Genomic DNA, 17,227 nt, shown 5'->3' with positions numbered 1-17,227 from the left:
ATTATGCAGCCTTTTTTGCCGCCGTCAATACCCTCTTGCGGGGGCGTTGATGGCCACCTGATTCGTTCGTACCAGCCTGTCGGCTAATCGGTGGAAGCAGGGGGACGAAATTATGCAGCATCTTTTACTGTTTTGGAAGCCTTCCCACCAATGTTCACATCCACTCGCCTCGCACCAACCGCACCCGCGCGAAGTTGCGCTTGCCCACTGCCAATACACCTTCGAAACCGGGCGTAAACACTCGCGCCGCATCTTCGAAGACCTCGCCATCCACGCGCACGGCGCGTTCTTTCAGCTTGCGGTTGGCCTCGCCATTGGACGGGGTGATGCCTGCGGCGGTCAGTAGCGCGGCAATGCGCAAGCCTTCGGCCGGCACCACGACATCGTGCAGCGGCAGTTGCGATAAATCGCCCTCTCCGCGCACGGCCGCATGCCAGCCGGCAATGGCCAGCTCGGCAGCGGCGGCATCGTGGAAGCGCGCGGCCAGCTCGCGCGCTAAACGCAACTTGATGTCACGCGGATTTAGACCCGCCGCCACGTCGTCACGCAGCGCCTTGGCTTCTGCAATGCCGATTTCAAAACTGAGCAGGTCGACCCAGCGCCACATCAAGTCATCACCGATCTTCATCGTCTTGGTGACGATGTCGATGGCCGGCTCATTGATGCCAATGTAATTGCCCAACGACTTGCTCATCTTGTTGACGCCATCCAGTCCTTCCAGCAGCGGCATGGTCAGGACAATCTGCGGCGGCTGGCCGTGGTGTTCTTGCAGGCCGCGCCCCATCAGCAGGTTGAACTTCTGGTCGGTACCGCCAAGCTCGACATCGGCCTTGAGTGCCACCGAGTCATAACCCTGCACTAATGGATACAAGAACTCGTGGATGGCGATGGACTGCTGCGCGGCATAGCGTTTGGCGAAATCGTCGCGCTCCAGCATGCGCGCCACGGTATGCTGCGCAGCGAGCTTGATCATGTCGGCGGCACTCATTTGGCCGAACCACTCGCTATTGAAACGCACCTCGGTGCGCTCACGATCAAGCACCTTGAAGACTTGCTCGGCATACGTTTGCGCATTGGCCAGCACATCCTCGCGAGTCAGCGGCTTGCGGGTGATGTTCTTGCCGGTGGGGTCACCGATCATGCCGGTGAAGTCGCCAATCAAGAAGATGACCTGATGCCCCAGATCCTGGAACTGGCGCATTTTGTTGAGCAGCACGGTGTGGCCAAGGTGCAAATCGGGCGCAGTGGGGTCAAAGCCAGCCTTGACCCGCAGCGGCCGGCCGCCGTCTTTCATGGACGCGGCCAGACGCGCCTCGAGCTCTTCGCGCTTGAGGATTTCGTCACTACCACGGGCAATCAACTCGACAGCTTGCTGCAACTGGGACACTGGCATTCTCGATGGGATGTGATTTTCGGCGGCGCAGCGGGGCGCCACGTATTCAGGAGGAAGTTAAGGACACGTTAACCGAAAAGTCTGAAATTACCAACAGATTCAACGGGTTGACGCACGCGCCTCATGTGTCTATGGTACCGCGTCGGCAATTTCACCACACGCGGGGAGCCACACATGGCGGATACGAATCACGACGCCGTACGTCGCGAGAACCTCGAACGCGCCCGAGTCAACGCAGACCGCCCCGCCAGTCTTGCCCTTCCGCACCCGTTTCGTGGCCGCTGGACCCGTCGTCATTGGGCGCATGTCAGCGTCTTGACCACGATGGGTATGCTGCTTGCCACCATCGTGCCCGGTTTTTCCAGCGTGCTCGATCCACATCTGACCGCACGTGCGCAGCGGATGACGATGGCGCTATCGCTGCCCAAATTGAACAAACATGCTGGCAAAGCCACCGATGATCGCTGGCAATCGGTGACACTCAAACCCGGGCAAACCTTGAGTGGCGTGTTCGAGGAGTTGGGCATTCCGTATGACCAATTGGCGCGTGTGATGCAGCACCCCACCATCAAACCCACCCTGCGCAAACTACGTCCCGGCACACAGCTGAGCTTCAATCTACCCGCCGACGGCAGCGTGCGCGCGATGCGTTTGGAAGCTGGCCCCGGCATCGGTGATACTCCGATCGAGCTGGAATTCAATGGCGATGCGTTGCGTGAACACGCCGTGCCGGTTGAAATCACCACCCGCACCGTGGTCTTGACCGGTGAGGTAGGCAAATCACTGTTTGCATCGGCACGTGCGCTGGGGCTGGGTAGTTCGCAGTTGGAGCAGCTCACCGATGAAATGTTCAAGTACGACATCGACTTTGACTCGGATCTGAGCGAAGACGACCGCTTCAGCGTGGTGGTCGATCAAACCTGGAAAAACGGCCAGCTGGTGAATACCGGGCCGGTGCAAGCGGCCACCTTCACCGTGGATGGGCAGCTGAAAAGTGCGTTCCGGTTCATGCGCGACGGCAAACCCGAATACTTCACCCCCGATGGTCGCTCGCTCAAGCGTCCGTTCATTCGTATGCCGATTCCGTATGCGCGCCTGACCTCTGGCTTTGGTGGCCGCAATCACCCGATTTTAGGCACCTTCCGCATGCACAAGGGCGTGGATTACGCCGCCAGCACCGGCACCCCCATCCAGGCAGCCGGTGATGCCAAGGTGGAATTTGTGGGACAAAAGAGTGGCTACGGCAACGTGGTCATTCTCAATCATGGTGCCGGCAAGAGCACGCTCTATGGCCACATGTCGCGCTTTGCCGGCATCCACACCGGCCAACGCGTGGCGCAAGGCACAGTCATTGGCTATGTGGGCAGCACCGGCATGGCCACCGGCCCGCATTTGCATTACGAATTCCGTGTCAATGGCACGCAGGTCAACCCGCTAAAGATGACCCTGCCGCCACCCGCACCGCTGGCGGGCAATGATTTGATGGCATTCAAGAGTGAAACCCACCATGCGCTGGAGAAAATCCGCGAAGTAGAGGACGTGGTGTTTCAGCTGGATGATGGCAGCCGCGTGGCCAGTGCCACGCCCGCCCCTAAGGCCAGTAAACGCGGGAACCGGCGCAAGGGGTAAACAGCATGCTGGATGCGCGGCAATGCGATACTGCCGCGCATGTCCGACATCGCACTTACACCTCTCTTTCTTGGCCTGATCTCCGGCACCAGTGCCGACGGCATTGATGCCGCGCTGGTGCGCTTCGATAGCGACTCTGCGCACGCCCGGCCCACGTTGCTGGCCGGACAAGTGCTGCCGTGGCAGCCTGCACTACGCGAACAACTGGTGGCCTTGGGCCAGCACGCGCAAGCACTCACGCTGGATACGGTGGGCATGCTGGATGTGCACATTGGGCGGGCATTTGCCGATGCCGCCAATACCTTGATCGACGCTGCCGGTGTGGATCGCAGCCTGATCACCGCAATTGGCTCGCACGGGCAAACCCTGCGCCACCGCCCACAAGGCGAGGTGCCCTTCACCCTGCAATTGGGCGACCCGTCCAGCATTGCCGAGCGCTGCAAGCTGCCGGTGGTGGCCGATTTCCGCCGCCGTGATGTGGCCGCCGGCGGTCACGGCGCACCGCTGGTACCGGCGTTTCATGCCGCGGTGCTGCACGATGCAAATGAAGACCGCGCCGTGTTGAATCTGGGCGGGATTGCCAATGTCACCCTGCTGCCGACGCAAGGGGTCGTGCGTGGTTTTGATACCGGCCCGGCCAATGGCCTGATGGATGCATGGTGCCAGCGCCATGTGGGCCAGCCATACGACGCCGGTGGCGCATTTGCGGCACAAGGCCGCGTGGATACCGGCTTGCTGGCACGCCTACTGGCGGAGCCGTGGTTTGCCGCGCCGCCCCCCAAATCCACCGGCCGTGACCAATTCCATCTGGCGTGGGTGGAGGCCGCACTTGTCGGCCACGAATCACCTGCCGATGTGCAGGCCACGCTACTGGCCTTGACCGTGCGCACCGTCGTCGCCGCGCTGCAGGCGCAGCAGCCGCAGACGCGGCGGGTCATTGTGTGTGGCGGGGGCGTACACAACCCACGATTGCTGGCGGCATTGGCCGATGCGCTGCCGCACGCCGTGGTGGAGTCCAGCGCCGCGCAGGGACTGGACCCCGATTATGTGGAAGCCATGGCATTTGCATGGCTGGCGCGCGAACACTTGGCCGGCCGCCCCGGCAACCTGCCCGCCGTCACCGATGCCGCAGGGCTGCGTGTGTTGGGCGCGCTTTATCCGGCCTGAGTGCCTGTTTCGACAAAGACTCGCTGCCGCAGCGGCGGCGTCAGCCAGACATACAGCAAGGCCGCAGGAATCAGCGCCAACACGGTGATGACGAAATACATGCCGTAGCCGGTGGCCATCACAATGCCGCCGGCGAAGAAACCAAGGACTTTTCCAGGTAGATTGACCAGCGAACTGAGCAACGCGTATTGCGTGGCGGTGTGCTCCTTGTTGACCAGCGCCGAGAGGAACGCAACGGTGGGTGGGCCCAACATCCCCAGGGTGAAGTTTTCTGCCGAGATCACCGCCGTGAGCACCCACACATCGCCCTTGTGCAGCATCAGCAGCAGGTACAGCAAATTACAGCTGCCGCACACCAGCATCATCAACCCCAGCGACTTCCACGCGCCCATCCGGGTCACCAATGCGCCGCCGCAGAACACCCCAAGGATGCCCACCCACACGCCCCAGAGTTTGGTGATCGAACCAATCTGGGTTTTGCTGAAGCCTTGGTCCACGTAGAACGGGCTCATGATGCCGCCGATGGTGGCTTGCTCTGGCACTTTGAACAACAGGATGTACGCCAGCACCGTGAGCGCCAGCGCCGCTCCGTAACGGCGGAAGAAATCGGCAAACGGATCGACCACCGCGTTCACCATCGCATCGCCCCAGCCCAAATGCGGCTTGGGTGCCAGCTGCGGCTCACGCGCCAGCAAATTGGCCAGCAAGGGGATCAACATCGCCGCCGCCATCAACACATACACCAGACTCCAGGCGATGTGGTCAGCCAAGATTGCGGCCAATGCGCCGGCCAAAATCAGGCCGATGCGATAACCCAGCGAGTAGGTGGCTACCAACGCGCCTTGTGCGTCCACCGGTGCAATTTCAATCCGGTAGGCATCCACTGCAATGTCTTGGGTGGCCCCGAAAAATGCCACGCCCAGCGTGGCCGCAATGAACAGACCCAGTTGGGCCGGCGTGGTGGCCGCCATCAACAGCAAACTGGCGATGACCCCCAACTGCGCCGCCAGCAACCAACCGCGCCGCCGTCCCAAGCGCTGGAACCCCGGCAACTGCCAATGGTCCAGCAGCGGTGCCCACACAAATTTGAAGGCATACAGCATGCCGGCGCTGGCGATCATGGTGATGTCTTTCAGCACGATGCCGACATCCTTCAGCCAAAACGCCAAGGTGCCGGCCACCAACAAAAACGGCAGGCCCGAGGAGAAGCCGAAAAAGAACATGGTGCCCGCCGCCGGTTGCGCAAACGATTGCCAGACCGAAGGTTTTTTGGGCTTCACGGGAGTGCTCATTCGGCGTATTCCACCAGTAGCGGCGCGTGGTCGGAAAATTTAGGCTCGGGGAAAATTTCGGCGCTGCGGATACCCGCTGCAATGCCCGGCGTGGCGATCTGGTAATCAATGCGCCAACCGACGTTATTGGCGCGCGCACCGCCGCGCTGCGACCACCACGAGTATTCCACCGCATCGGGTTTGGCGACACGAAAGGCATCCTTCCAGCCATGTGCAGGCGGTGTGATCAAGCCGTCGTGGCAGGCATCGGCCATCAGGCCACTCAGCCACGCGCGTTCGTGCGGCAGGCAGCCGGAATTTTTCTGATTGCCGGTCCAGTTTTTGATGTCGTTTTTCGCCCGCACGATGTTCCAATCACCGCACAACACATACTCACGGCCGCTTTCCAGCCATTGCGTCATGATCGGCTTCAGCCAAGCCATCACCTCTTCCTTGAAGCCTTGGCGCTCCGCGCCGGAGCTGCCCGAGGGAATGTAGAAACTCACCACACTCAGATTACCGAAGCGAGCTTCGATATAACGCCCCTCGTCATCGAATGGGGCCCAGCCCAGCGCGGTGCGGATGTCGTCGGGCTCGCGCCGGCTGTAGATGGCGACACCGCTATAGCCTTTTTTCTGCGCATCTTTGAACCAACGTTGATAGCCCTCGGGGCGCAATGCTGCATCGTCGAGTTGGTGTTCTTGCGCCTTGGTTTCCTGCACGCAGAGCACGTCGATGTCTTGCTGCTTGAACCACTCAAAAAAGCCCTTGCTGGTGGCCGACCGCAGGCCATTGGCGTTGAAGCTGAGAATGCGCATGCCGTTCAAATCAAGAAAGGATCGCCAAGCCTAACCGATCCCCCGCAAGCTTCCGCCAACTTGCCCGGCAACATGGGACAATGACGCCATGAACACTGCCATTGATACCCACCGTTCCCGTTTCCTGCAATTGGCCTTGCGCGCCGATGCGCTGCGCTTTGGCGAGTTCACCTTGAAATCCGGCCGCATCAGTCCGTATTTTTTCAATGCCGGGCAATTCAATTCCGGTGCAACCCTGGCCGCGCTGGCGGCGTGCTATGCCGATGCCATCGAGGCCGCCGGGCTGGAATTTGACCTGCTGTTTGGCCCAGCCTACAAAGGCATTCCGCTGGCTACCGCATTGGCCTGCGAATTTGCCCGTCGCGGCCGTGATTTGCCGGTGGCGTTCAACCGCAAAGAAGCCAAGACCCACGGCGAAGGCGGCAGCTTGATTGGTGCGCCGCTGGCAGGACGCAAGGTGTTGATCGTGGACGATGTAATCACCGCCGGCACCGCCATCCGCGAAGCGCTGACCATTATCAGCGCCGCTGGTGGCAACACCGCCGGCATTGTGATTGCACTGGATCGCCAGGAGCGCGTGCGCGAGGATGCCAACGCCTCGGCGGCACAGGCGGTGGCGCGCGAACACGCCATCCCGGTGGTGGCGGTGGCCGGTTTGGGTGACTTGCTTGCGTTTGTTGGCGAAACTGGCACGCTTGCCATGCATCGCGATGCCCTGCTCGCCTACCGCGCGCGCTACGGGATCGCCTGACCCGCTCATCGACTGCCACAGGGGGCCGTCATGCCACTGCATCGACACATCGCCATCACCACACTCGCCTTGGCGCTATTGAGTGCCACCACGGCGACGTCCGCACAAACCAAGCCCGCCACCGAGAAAAAAATCTATTGCTGGAATGACGCTGGCCGCAAGGTCTGCGGTGATGCCCTGCCTGCCTCTGCGGTGGATAGCGCCCGCACCGAGTTTTCGATCAAAAGCGGCATGGCCACCGCCCATGTGGACCGCAGCCTGAATCAAGAGGAGCGCAGTGCCGCCGCACAAGCCGCCGATCTTGCCCGCCAACAGGCAGAAGCCGAAGCCATGCAAAAGCGCCGTGATTTGGCCATGGTCGAGTCCTACATGACTGAAAGCGATCTGCGCCGCGCCTATGGCGAGCGCACCACCTTGCTGGATGAGGCCATCAAGTCCAGTCGCTTGACGGTCTCCACCCTGCGCCTGAGCCTGATTAGCTTGCTGCGCCAAGCCGGCAACAAAGAGCTGTCCGGCGAACCGGTGCCCAAGCCACTGACCAATGCCATCCAGGCCCAGCACGCCGATTTGCTGCGGCAGGGCCAAATCTTAGTGGCGCAGCAACAAGACCGGGCCGAATTAGGGAGTGAGCTTGACGACTCGCTACGCCGCTACCGGCTGATGAAGCCCAACAAGGATGCCGCACCGGCATCCGCATCACCCGCTCCAGCCGCGCCTGCCGCAAAACCCTCGGCAGGCTGAATCCAGACGGCACAATCCAGCGGCCACCACTCGCTGGGGCCGTGCCTCCGATGCAATCCGGGTTTTAGAACGGCAGCCGTAGATTTGGCTCCAGCCGTAGCAGATGCTCGCGGAAAACGTGCTGGATGCGCGCCATCGCCGCATTGCTGTCGGCATCAAAGCGCATCACCAGGACGGGGGTGGTATTGGAAGCACGCACCAATCCCCAGCCGTCCGACCAATCCACGCGCAGACCATCAATGGTGGTCAGCCGGCCGCCCTCGAAACTGGCCGACATCCGGAACCGATCGACAAACTCGTGCGGGTCGCCAGCTTCTGGCAGTTCGACTTTGATCTCGGCGGTGGAAACGCCATCGGGCAACGCGGCAAACACGTCCTCGGGGGCCTCACCACGGGTGTCCAAAATTTCCAGCAGGCGCGCGGCGGCATAGATGCCATCGTCGAACCCAAACCAGCGTTCGGCAAAGAAGAAATGCCCGCTCATTTCACCGGCCAAGGCGGCATCGACTTCACGCATCTTGCTCTTGATCAGCGAGTGCCCGGTCTTCCACATCAATGGGCTGCCGCCGTGACGCAGGATTTGCATCGGCAAACGGCCGGTACACTTGACGTCATACACGATCACCGCGCCCGGGTTGCGTTCCAGCACATCGGCGGCAAACAGCATCAGCAAGCGATCCGGGAAGATATTTTTGCCGGCCTTGGTGACCACGCCCAAACGGTCGCCATCGCCATCGAAAGCGATACCAAGATCGGCATCCAAACGCTGCACCATCTGCACCAGTGCTTCCAGATTGTGTGGCTCGCTGGGGTCCGGGTGATGGTTAGGGAAGGTGCCGTCGATATCGCAGAACAGCGGCGTGACCTCGGCACCGATGGCCTCCAGCACACGCGGCCCCAGCACGCCGGCGACGCCGTTGCCGGCATCCACCACCACCTTCAACCGCTGGCCAATCTGGATGTCGCCGGCGATACGCTGCACGTAGTCATCGCCGATGTCGCGCTCGTCCAGGCCACCGGGGCTGTCGGCTTCCAGCAGGCGGTCTTCGGCGATGCGCGCATGCAAATCTTTGATCGCCGCACCGGAAAGCGTTTCACCACCCACCACGATTTTGAAGCCGTTGTAGTCGGGTGGGTTGTGGCTGCCGGTAATGGCCACGCCACAGCCGGTTCGCAGGTGATAGCAGCCGAAATACACCACCGGGGTGGGGGCCATGCCAATGTCGATAACGTTGCGACCGGCCTTGCGCAGGCCACGGATCAGGCCGTCAGACAAGTCTGGGCCAGAGAGGCGGCCATCGCGGCCGACGACAATACTGTCCAAGCCTTGGTCGGCCATCACCGAGCCGATCGACTGGCCGATCAATTCGGCCACGCCGGCATCCAGTGACATCCCGATCACGCCGCGAATGTCGTAGGCGCGGAAGATGCGGTGGTCGATGACCACCGGCACGGCTTTTTCTGCGGCGGGGTGGTCTTGTTCGCGCGGCTTGGCGCGGGTGACCACCTCGGCAACCGGCAGTTCTTGCTGCAAATCGGACAGGGTGGGGCCGGCTTCCACCTCTTCCAGACCGGCCATCGCCAGCAAACGCGGCCGCAGCACAAACCACAGCGCCGCTGCCACCAGTAGCAGGACTAACCCCAAGCCCATCGAACTCCATCCGCCTAAGCCAAAGGGTGTCTCCGCAAGATCAGGACTGGCCGCGGCGATCCGCAAGTCGCTCTCTGGCACTTTGACCGCCAACGCCTCTGCTGCACCCGATAGCCCACTATCGCCACGTTCAAACACGCTGCTAGAGCCCTGCCGCAACGCCAGATAGCTGCCGTCCGGCAAGTTTGGACTTTCCACGCTGGCCTGCATGCGCGCCATGGGCAGTTCGGCATACGCCACCTTGCCCATAACCGGCGCGGCCAGCGCCAGCCATTGCCTGCCCGCAGTACGCACCAAGCGTGCCTGCACCTTGCCACTGTGCAGCGCATCCTCGGCCACCGCCAAAGTGCCAAACCCACTGCGCGGTAAACCGATGTACAGGTGCTCCAGATCCCCGGCCCAGACTTCGACCCGCTTGGCATCCGCCCAACCCTGCTTGATCGCAGCACTGGCCGCCTGCGTGTTGCCGGCCGCCAGCGCGGTAGTGAATGGCTTACTTGCCAGTTGTGCGGCGAAGGTTTGACGCGCGCCATCCAAGGTGCGTTGCACGGCCATGTTCACGTCATCGCGGCTGGCCTCCAGCGCATGTTGGCGTGATTCGCCCAATTGCCGCAGCCCGCCGGCCACCAGACTCCATATCGCCAACAGCGCCAGCAATACCAGCAGCCATGGCAACGCACGCACGGCCATCAGCGGATCAAACTTCAGGGTACTTGCGCCGCCCCCTGCGTCATCCGTCTTCTCTTTGTTCGCGCCCAAACCAAATACAGCCATGCAATTCCCCTGTCAGCGCACGCCGGTATGGCCAAATCCACCCTCACCGCGTGCACTTTCTTCGAAAGTATCCACTACCTGCAACACTGCGCGCACTACTGGCAGCAACACAAGCTGCGCAACGCGGTCGCCAGGCTCTAGCTTGAACTCGCTCGCAGAGCGATTCCATAGGCTGATCATCAGCGGGCCTTGGTAGTCGGCGTCGATCAAACCCGTGCCATTGCCCAGCACGATGCCATGTTTATGGCCCAAACCCGAACGCGGCAACAACACCGCGCACATGCCCGGATCCCCCACGTGAATCGCCAAACCTGACGGCACCAGTGCAGTTTGCCCGGCCGCCAGTTGCAGTGGGGCGGCCAGCGCGGCGCGCAAATCCATCCCGGCAGAATGGGCGGTGGCGTATTCGGGCAAGGGCCATTCCGCGCCAAAACGCGCATCCAAAACTTTGACCTGCAATACGTGTTCCATCACCCCAGCCGCTCCGCAATCAAATCCAGTAATTGTCCTGCCAGTGCGCACTTGGGTGCAGGGCCCAAGGCCCGCTCGCCATCGGCGTCGATCACCAGCAGCGCATTATCGTCACTTTCAAAACCGCTGCCGACCACGCCCACTTGGTTGGCGCAAATCAGATCCAATCGCTTGCGTTGCAGCTTGCCACGGGCATACCCGGCCACATTGTCGGTCTCTGCGGCAAACCCCACCACCAAGCGCGGCCGCTGCGCGTGCGCGGCAACGTCGGCCAAGATGTCGCGGGTCTGCACCAATTCCAGTAGCAGGGTGTCTTGCCCCGGCTGTTTTTTGATCTTGCCGGTCGCGCAGCTGCGCGGGGTGAAATCCGCCACCGCTGCCGCACCGATGTAAATATCGCAAGGCAGCCCCGCCAGCACCGCCGCATGCATCTGCGCCGCGCTGCGCACATCGACGCGCTGCACATGGTTGGGGGTGGGTTGCTGCACCGGGCCTGCTACCAGTAACACCTGCGCGCCGCGCTGCGCGGCTTCGGCGGCGATGGCAAACCCCATTTTACCGCTGCTGCGATTACCCAAAAAGCGCGCCGGATCGATGTCTTCATACGTCGGGCCGGCGCTGACCAAAACCCGCAGACCTGCCAATGCCACGGCCGTCATGCCAATGTCTCCAATGCGCTGACAATCTGTGCCGGTTCGGCCATCCGTCCGGGGCCGGATTCGCCTTCGGCAAGCGGGCCGTCGTTGGGGCCCACCATACGCACCCCGCGTGCCAGCAGGATGGCCAAATTGGACTGCGTGGCGGGGTGCTTCCACATCACGTGGTTCATTGCCGGCGCGATCAAGATGGGGGCCTCGGTCGCCAAACACAGGGTGGTGACCAGATCATCGGCCACGCCCTGCGCCAACTTGGCCAGCGTGTTGGCGGTGGCCGGCGCGATCACCACCTGCTGCGCCCAACGCGCCAACTCTAGATGCCCCATCGCCGCTTCAGCCTGCGCATCCCACAGCGACGTGCGCACCGGCTGATGCGACAGTGCCTGGAAGGTTTGCGTACCCACAAAGCGCTGCGCGGCATCGGTCATTGCCACCTGCACCTGCGCACCAGCATCGCGTAGACGGCGCACCAGTTCGGCCGATTTATACGCAGCAATGCCACCACACACGCACAGCAGCACGCGGTAATCGGTATTCGGAAAACACGTCACCGGCATCGGGCCTTTCCCTGACCTCTACACAAGGCGGCAGCTTACCCGAAGCTGAGGCATCTGCCGCTACCCAGCGCAGATCGCGCCCTGCATGCTGACCCCATGCATATCCGTGACTGGCCCGAACAAGAACGCCCCCGCGAAAAGCTGCTGGCCCGTGGCCCCGGCAGCCTGTCCGACGCCGAATTACTGGCGATCTTCCTTGGCTCGGGCACCGCCGGACAAGACGCAGTGGCCAGTGCGCGCGTGCTGCTGGCGGCCAACGGCAGCCTGCGCCAACTGCTGGACCGCGCGCCTACGGCGCTGACCCGCCTGCGTGGCATCGGCCCGGCCCGCGCCTGCGCACTGGCCGCCGCACTGGAGTTGGGGCATCGCCATTTGGCGGCGCAACTGGAGCGTGGCGAAGCATTGGGTGACCCCAGTGCTGCCGGCCGCTATTTCACCCAGCGCTTGCGCGGATTGAAGCACGAGGTGTTTGCGGTGCTGTATCTGGACACCCGCCTGCGCGCCTTGGCCTTTGAGGAGCTGTTTCGCGGCAGTATCGACGGTGCCGAAGTGCACCCACGCACGGTGGTCGAACGCGCACTGGCGCACTCGGCGGCGGCGGTGATCGTCGGCCACAACCACCCCAGCGGCAATCCCGAACCCAGCGCCGCCGACCGCGCCGTCACCGTTCGCATCAAACAAGCACTGGGTTTGGTGGATATTCGCCTGCTCGATCACGTCATCGTCGGCGACGGCGCAGCCACCTCGATGGCGCGTCTGGGGATGGTGTGACTTCACATACCTATCCGCCCGCGTTGTCCACGCTGCTATCATCGCAAGATCGAAGGAGTTCGCCATGACCGCTCCCCAAACCACCGTCACCACCCAGAAAATCGAAGCGGAAATCGCCAAACTCATTGCGGAAACCGCCAAGATCAATGCGGAGTCCAAGTGGTACCCATTCGTGGTGTTGGCGGGCGTCTTTGGTGCGGCACTGGCCGTGGTCAAACTGTTTTTGCATTGATCCGTGTGCCCCCCCACTGCCATACCATCACCGCCACGCCATCACTGCCGCGCAATCCTTGACCGATCCGGCGGTTCACCCGGCCTCGCGTACAATGGCCGGTCATTGATTTGCTGCCAATTGATTCCGTGAAAACCCAGCTTCGTGCCTTGATTGAAGAAGGCCTCTCTCATTTGCGCGCTGCCGGCACCCTGCCGGCCGGCTTGACCCTGCCCGAGTTTGTGATCGAGCGCCCCAAAGAACGCGCGCACGGTGACTTTTCCACCAACATCGCCATGTTGCTGGCAAAGCAAGCCAGCACCAATCCGCGCGCACTGGCGCAGCAGTTGCTGGCGGCGTTACCGGCGTCGGATGCCATCGCCAAGGTCGAGATCGCCGGCCCCGGCTTCATCAATTTCCACCTGACCCCCGCCGCGTGGCAGCAGCAGGTGCGCGACATCCACGCCGCTGGCGCAGCGTTTGGCCGCAACACCCGCGGCGGTGGCAAAACCGTGGGCGTGGAATATGTCTCCGCCAACCCCACCGGCCCGCTGCATGTGGGCCACGGTCGCGCCGGGGTGATCGGTGATTGCATCGCCCGCGTCATGGCCGCCAACGGCTGGAATGTGAAGCGCGAGTTCTACTACAACGACGCCGGCGTGCAGATCAATAACTTGGCCATTTCCACCCAAGCGCGCGCCAAAGGCTGCAAACCCGGTGATGTGCAATGGCCGGCCGATGCCTACAACGGCGACTACATCGCCGATGTGGCGCAAAGCTATCTGCGCGGTGACAGCGTGGAGGTGGAAGGCCATACCATCACTGGCAAAAACGATACAGACGACCTCGATGCCATTCGTGCGTTTGCCGTGGCCTATCTGCGCCGCGAACAAAATACCGACTTGGCTGCATTCGGGGTTAGCTTTGATCGCTATTTTCTGGAGTCGTCGCTGTATGCCGACGGCAAAGTGGAAGAAACCGTGCGTGAACTCATCGCACACGGCCACACCTATGAAGAAGGCGGCGCGTTGTGGTTGCGCAGCACCACCTTTGGTGACGACAAAGACCGGGTGATGCGCAAGTCCGACGGCACCTACACCTATTTTGTGCCGGACGTGGCCTACCACCTGAGCAAGTGGCAACGCGGTTATCAGCGCGCCATCACCGAGCTGGGCGCCGACCACCACGGCTCACTGGCGCGGGTGAAAGCTGGCCTGCAAGCGCTGGATTGCGGCATCCCCGCCGGCTATCCCGACTACGTGCTGCACCAAATGGTGACGGTGATGCGCGGCGGCGAAGAAGTGAAATTGTCCAAGCGTGCCGGCAGTTATTTGACCCTGCGCGATTTGATCGAAGAAACCAGCGCCGATGCGGTACGCTGGTTCTTGATTGCGCGCAAACCCGACTCGCAGCTCACCTTCGACATCGACCTGGCGCGTTCGCAGTCCAACGACAACCCGGTGTTCTACGTGCAGTACGCGCACGCCCGCGTGTGCAGCTTGCTGCGCCAAGCCGGCGAGAAGGGCTATGCGTTTGATGCCGACAACGGGCAGGCGTCGCTGCATCGGCTGGACGATGCGCCGGCGCAGGACCTGCTGCGTGAACTGTCACGGTTTGCCGACGTGGTGGACGCCGCTGGCACCACACTGGAGCCGCACCTCATCGCACAATATTTGCGTGAACTGGCCAACGCCTTCCACGGTTGGTATCACGCCTCGCCGGTTTTGGTCGAGGACGCCGCCCTACGTGATGCACGCTTGAGTTTGGCGCTGGCCACCCGGCAAGTACTGGCCAATGGTCTTGACCTGCTGGGCGTATCCGCCCCGGAGAGCATGTAATGGCAGCGCGTCGCGGAAAATCTCAGGCCAAGCGCACTGGCAGCAGCGGGCTACCTGGGTGGGCGTGGCTGGTCATCGGCATCTTGGTGACCTTGTTGGCGGTGCTGTTGCTGCCACGCCTGCTCAAGTCCGGCGGTGACAACGATTTCTTGCGGATCGGCCCCAAACCCAACCCGGATGCGTTGCCGGCGGCAGTCAGTGAGGACAACACGGCCATCGCCCCGGATGTTGCCACGCAAGCCCCTGCCCAACCCAGCAAGCCCAAATCGCCGCAATACGACTTCTACACACTGCTGCCCGGCGAGGGCGTGCAGATGAGTGATGCCGAACTGGCCGCCAGCGCCAAGGCCGAAGCCGACGCGCATGCGCGTGCACAGAAATTGGCCGCAGCGGCAAGCACCGACACCGCTGCCGCAGCGTTGCCTGCTCCGGTCAATGACGCACCCGGCAGCGCACCAAAAACTGACGCCAAAACCGATACCAAGCCCGACATCAACGCCAGCACCGCCAAGTCGGATGCTGCCACCAAGCCAAGCCGCAGCGATGCCGATGCCGCCAAGACCAGCACCACGCAAGTCAATTACCTGCTGCAAGCGGGGGCGTTTGGTGCTTCCGGCGACGCCGAAACCGTGAAGGCCAAAATCGCCATGCTGGGTTTGAACGCACGGGTAGAGTCGGCACAGATTGGCGATAAAACCGTCTATCGCGTGCGCATGGGCCCGTATGGTAGCGCCTCGGAGTTGGCCGATGCCAAGGCCAAACTGGCAGGCGGCGGCTTGCAGGCAATGGCCGTCAAGACCCACTGACCCGGTATTGCCAGCTGCATCCACCTGTCACCCACGGCAGGTGTGATGTGTCACTTCAGCACACATCGGCATCGCGTTAGGCTGCGTCCATCAAAGCCTAGGTGCGCGCAAATGACCGTTCTGAACACCCTTTACACTGCCCTCGTCGTGGTTTGGGGCGGCAGCGAACTCTGGCTGGGCTGGTATCGGCGTTCAGGCGATCGCAACCGTAGCCAAGACCACGGCACCCTGCGCCTGCTGCAATGGACGATCTACCTTTGCATTTTCCTAGGGGTTTGGTTTTCCTACGCCCATTTTTGGCCGGTGCCCGCAACCACCCAGCACCTGCTAACACCCATTGGCCTGCTGTTGATGGTGCTGGGCTTGGACTTTCGCTGGCGGGCCATTCGGGTCTTGGGCCGCCACTTCACCGTGGATGTCACCATCGGCGAAGACCACCAAATCGTTCGCAGTGGCCCCTATCGTTGGCTGCGCCACCCCTCTTACACCGGCGCATTGGCCACTTTTCTGGGCTTTGCACTCTGCCAAGGCGATGGGATCTCGCTCCTGATCATCCTGATCCCCGTGTTTGCGGTGTTCTTGCGCCGCATCCATATTGAAGAAGCCGCGCTGGCGCAAGCCTTCCCCATCGAATACCCGGCCTACGCCCGCCAAACCCGCCGCCTCCTGCCCGGCATCTGGTAAACCCCTCGGTCAACGCGCCGCCGTAGAATGTGCGCATGAAAACACCATCCCCCCGCACCGTTTTGATCACCGGTGCCACCGCCGGTTTTGGCCGCGCCGCTGCGCGCAAATTCATCGACAACGGCTGGCAAGTGATTGCCACCGGCCGCCGCGCCGACCGGCTTGAGGCACTGCGTGCTGAACTGGGCGATGCCGTGCACACCGCCTGCTTCGATATTCGCGACGAAGCAGCGATGCGCGCCGCGCTGGACGCGCTGCCGCAACGCTTTGCCGGCATCGACCTGCTGGTCAACAATGCCGGCCTCGCGCAGGGGACGAAGCCGGCGCAAAACGCGCTGCTGTCGGACTGGAAAACCATGATCGACACCAATATCACCGCCTTGGTGACCTTGACCCATGCCCTGCTGCCCACGCTGATCGCGCGCAAGGGCGCGATCATCAATATCAGCTCCACCGCCGCCATCTACCCGTACACCGGCGGCAATGCCTACGGCGGCAGCAAGGCGTTTGTCAGCCAGTTTTCGTTGGGCCTGCGCGCGGACCTGCACGGCACCGGTGTGCGTGTGACCACCATTGAGCCGGGCATGGCCGAAACCGAATTCACCCTGGTGCGCACCCACGGCGATCAAACTGCCTCCGATACGCTGTACACCGGGGCCAACCCGATGACCGCCGACGACATCGCCGAGACGATTTATTGGGTGGCCAGCCAACCGGCGCATCTGAATATCAACCGCATTGAATTAATGCCCACCTCGCAGTCGTTTGCCGGCTTCCAAGTGCATCGCGGCGGTTAATCTAAATTGGCCAAATTGGCCAAATTAGCCATTCAGGCAATTTTCCCCTAAAAGGGTATATTGACCTTATCGTCCACTGGAGATCGGCCATGAACGCGGTGCTATCGCTCACGTCACTGGACGCTCTGCCCAAAACCCCTGCCTCCGATGTCAAAAAACTCGGCTGGCGCGGCGTAATGGACGCCGTGCACCGCGAAGGCAAGGTGCTGGTGACCAATCATGGGCGGCCGGAGGCCGTTGT

General features: G+C 62.1%; 15 protein-coding genes and 1 pseudogene. 10 read left to right on the top strand and 6 right to left on the bottom strand.

The window, feature by feature from the left end; all coding sequences use genetic code 11:
- Window positions 1-154: 154 nt before the first annotated feature.
- The gene (tyrS, locus tag PK789_RS09455) at window positions 155-1,393 is read right to left on the bottom strand and encodes a tyrosine--tRNA ligase (protein WP_503011935.1); all 1,239 of its coding nucleotides are present in this window, start codon (window positions 1,391-1,393) and stop codon (window positions 155-157) included.
- Window positions 1,394-1,567: 174 nt separating this feature from the next.
- Here tyrS and PK789_RS09450 point away from each other — a divergent pair, with 174 nt between their 5' ends.
- A complete protein-coding gene (locus PK789_RS09450; protein ID WP_324308509.1) occupies window positions 1,568-3,022 on the top strand; it encodes a peptidoglycan DD-metalloendopeptidase family protein in 1,455 nt (484 codons plus the stop codon).
- A 39-nt stretch (window positions 3,023-3,061) separates the two neighbouring features.
- The gene (locus PK789_RS09445) at window positions 3,062-4,189 is read left to right on the top strand and encodes an anhydro-N-acetylmuramic acid kinase (RefSeq protein WP_324308508.1); all 1,128 of its coding nucleotides are present in this window, start codon (window positions 3,062-3,064) and stop codon (window positions 4,187-4,189) included.
- Here PK789_RS09445 and PK789_RS09440 read toward each other — a convergent pair.
- On the bottom strand, window positions 4,177-5,481 hold the full coding sequence (locus PK789_RS09440; RefSeq protein ID WP_324308507.1) for an AmpG family muropeptide MFS transporter: 1,305 nt from the start codon (window positions 5,479-5,481) through the stop codon (window positions 4,177-4,179). The genes PK789_RS09445 and PK789_RS09440 overlap by 13 nt on opposite strands.
- Window positions 5,478-6,278 carry an exodeoxyribonuclease III gene (locus PK789_RS09435; RefSeq protein WP_324308506.1) on the bottom strand — a complete coding sequence of 267 codons (801 nt, stop codon included), beginning with the start codon at window positions 6,276-6,278 and terminating at the stop codon, window positions 5,478-5,480. The genes PK789_RS09440 and PK789_RS09435 overlap by 4 nt, the downstream gene beginning before the upstream one ends.
- 100 nt (window positions 6,279-6,378) lie before the next feature.
- On the opposite strand from PK789_RS09435, the gene pyrE reads away from it, so the two are divergent.
- Window positions 6,379-7,029 carry an orotate phosphoribosyltransferase gene (gene pyrE, locus PK789_RS09430; RefSeq protein WP_324308510.1) on the top strand — a complete coding sequence of 217 codons (651 nt, stop codon included), beginning with the start codon at window positions 6,379-6,381 and terminating at the stop codon, window positions 7,027-7,029.
- Window positions 7,030-7,059: 30 nt separating this feature from the next.
- Entirely contained in the window at window positions 7,060-7,770 is a 711-nt protein-coding gene (locus PK789_RS09425) for a hypothetical protein (RefSeq protein ID WP_324308505.1), read from the top strand.
- A gap of 64 nt (window positions 7,771-7,834) precedes the next feature.
- Here PK789_RS09425 and PK789_RS09420 read toward each other — a convergent pair whose 3' ends face one another.
- The 3 genes and pseudogenes from PK789_RS09420 to coaBC form a co-directional block, all read right to left on the bottom strand.
- Window positions 7,835-10,195, bottom strand: coding sequence for a phosphomannomutase/phosphoglucomutase (locus PK789_RS09420; protein WP_324308504.1), 2,361 nt, complete (start codon window positions 10,193-10,195; stop codon window positions 7,835-7,837).
- Window positions 10,196-10,207: 12 nt separating this feature from the next.
- Window positions 10,208-10,666: a dUTP diphosphatase gene (gene dut, locus PK789_RS09415; protein ID WP_324308503.1), complete on the bottom strand. Its 459-nt coding sequence runs from the start codon at window positions 10,664-10,666 to the stop codon at window positions 10,208-10,210.
- Window positions 10,666-11,879 (bottom strand): annotated as a pseudogene (gene coaBC, locus PK789_RS09410) (bifunctional phosphopantothenoylcysteine decarboxylase/phosphopantothenate--cysteine ligase CoaBC). Before coaBC ends, dut begins: the two are co-directional and overlap by 1 nt.
- A 96-nt stretch (window positions 11,880-11,975) precedes the next feature.
- Here coaBC and radC point away from each other — a divergent pair.
- From radC to PK789_RS09380, 6 genes are all read left to right on the top strand, one after another.
- The gene (gene radC, locus PK789_RS09405) at window positions 11,976-12,650 is read left to right on the top strand and encodes a RadC family protein (protein ID WP_324308502.1); all 675 of its coding nucleotides are present in this window, start codon (window positions 11,976-11,978) and stop codon (window positions 12,648-12,650) included.
- A 64-nt stretch (window positions 12,651-12,714) separates the two neighbouring features.
- Window positions 12,715-12,882: a hypothetical protein gene (locus PK789_RS09400; protein ID WP_324308501.1), complete on the top strand. Its 168-nt coding sequence runs from the start codon at window positions 12,715-12,717 to the stop codon at window positions 12,880-12,882.
- Between the two features lie 128 nt (window positions 12,883-13,010).
- Complete coding sequence (gene argS / locus PK789_RS09395) at window positions 13,011-14,699, top strand: arginine--tRNA ligase (protein WP_324308500.1); 1,689 nt, start codon at window positions 13,011-13,013, stop codon at window positions 14,697-14,699.
- Complete coding sequence (locus tag PK789_RS09390) at window positions 14,699-15,505, top strand: SPOR domain-containing protein (RefSeq protein ID WP_324308499.1); 807 nt, start codon at window positions 14,699-14,701, stop codon at window positions 15,503-15,505. Before argS ends, PK789_RS09390 begins: the two co-directional genes overlap by 1 nt.
- Before the next feature lie 111 nt (window positions 15,506-15,616).
- On the top strand, window positions 15,617-16,189 hold the full coding sequence (locus PK789_RS09385; RefSeq protein ID WP_324308498.1) for a methyltransferase family protein: 573 nt from the start codon (window positions 15,617-15,619) through the stop codon (window positions 16,187-16,189).
- Window positions 16,190-16,224: 35 nt separating this feature from the next.
- On the top strand, window positions 16,225-16,986 hold the full coding sequence (locus tag PK789_RS09380; RefSeq protein ID WP_324308497.1) for an SDR family NAD(P)-dependent oxidoreductase: 762 nt from the start codon (window positions 16,225-16,227) through the stop codon (window positions 16,984-16,986).
- Window positions 16,987-17,227: the final 241 nt, after the last annotated feature.

It is taken from the genome of Thermomonas sp. (assembly GCF_035369645.1).
Lineage (GTDB): Bacteria > Pseudomonadota > Gammaproteobacteria > Xanthomonadales > Xanthomonadaceae > Thermomonas.
The sequence above is the reverse complement of the archived record's forward strand: the minus strand, read 5'-3'. Positions and strand labels throughout refer to the sequence as shown.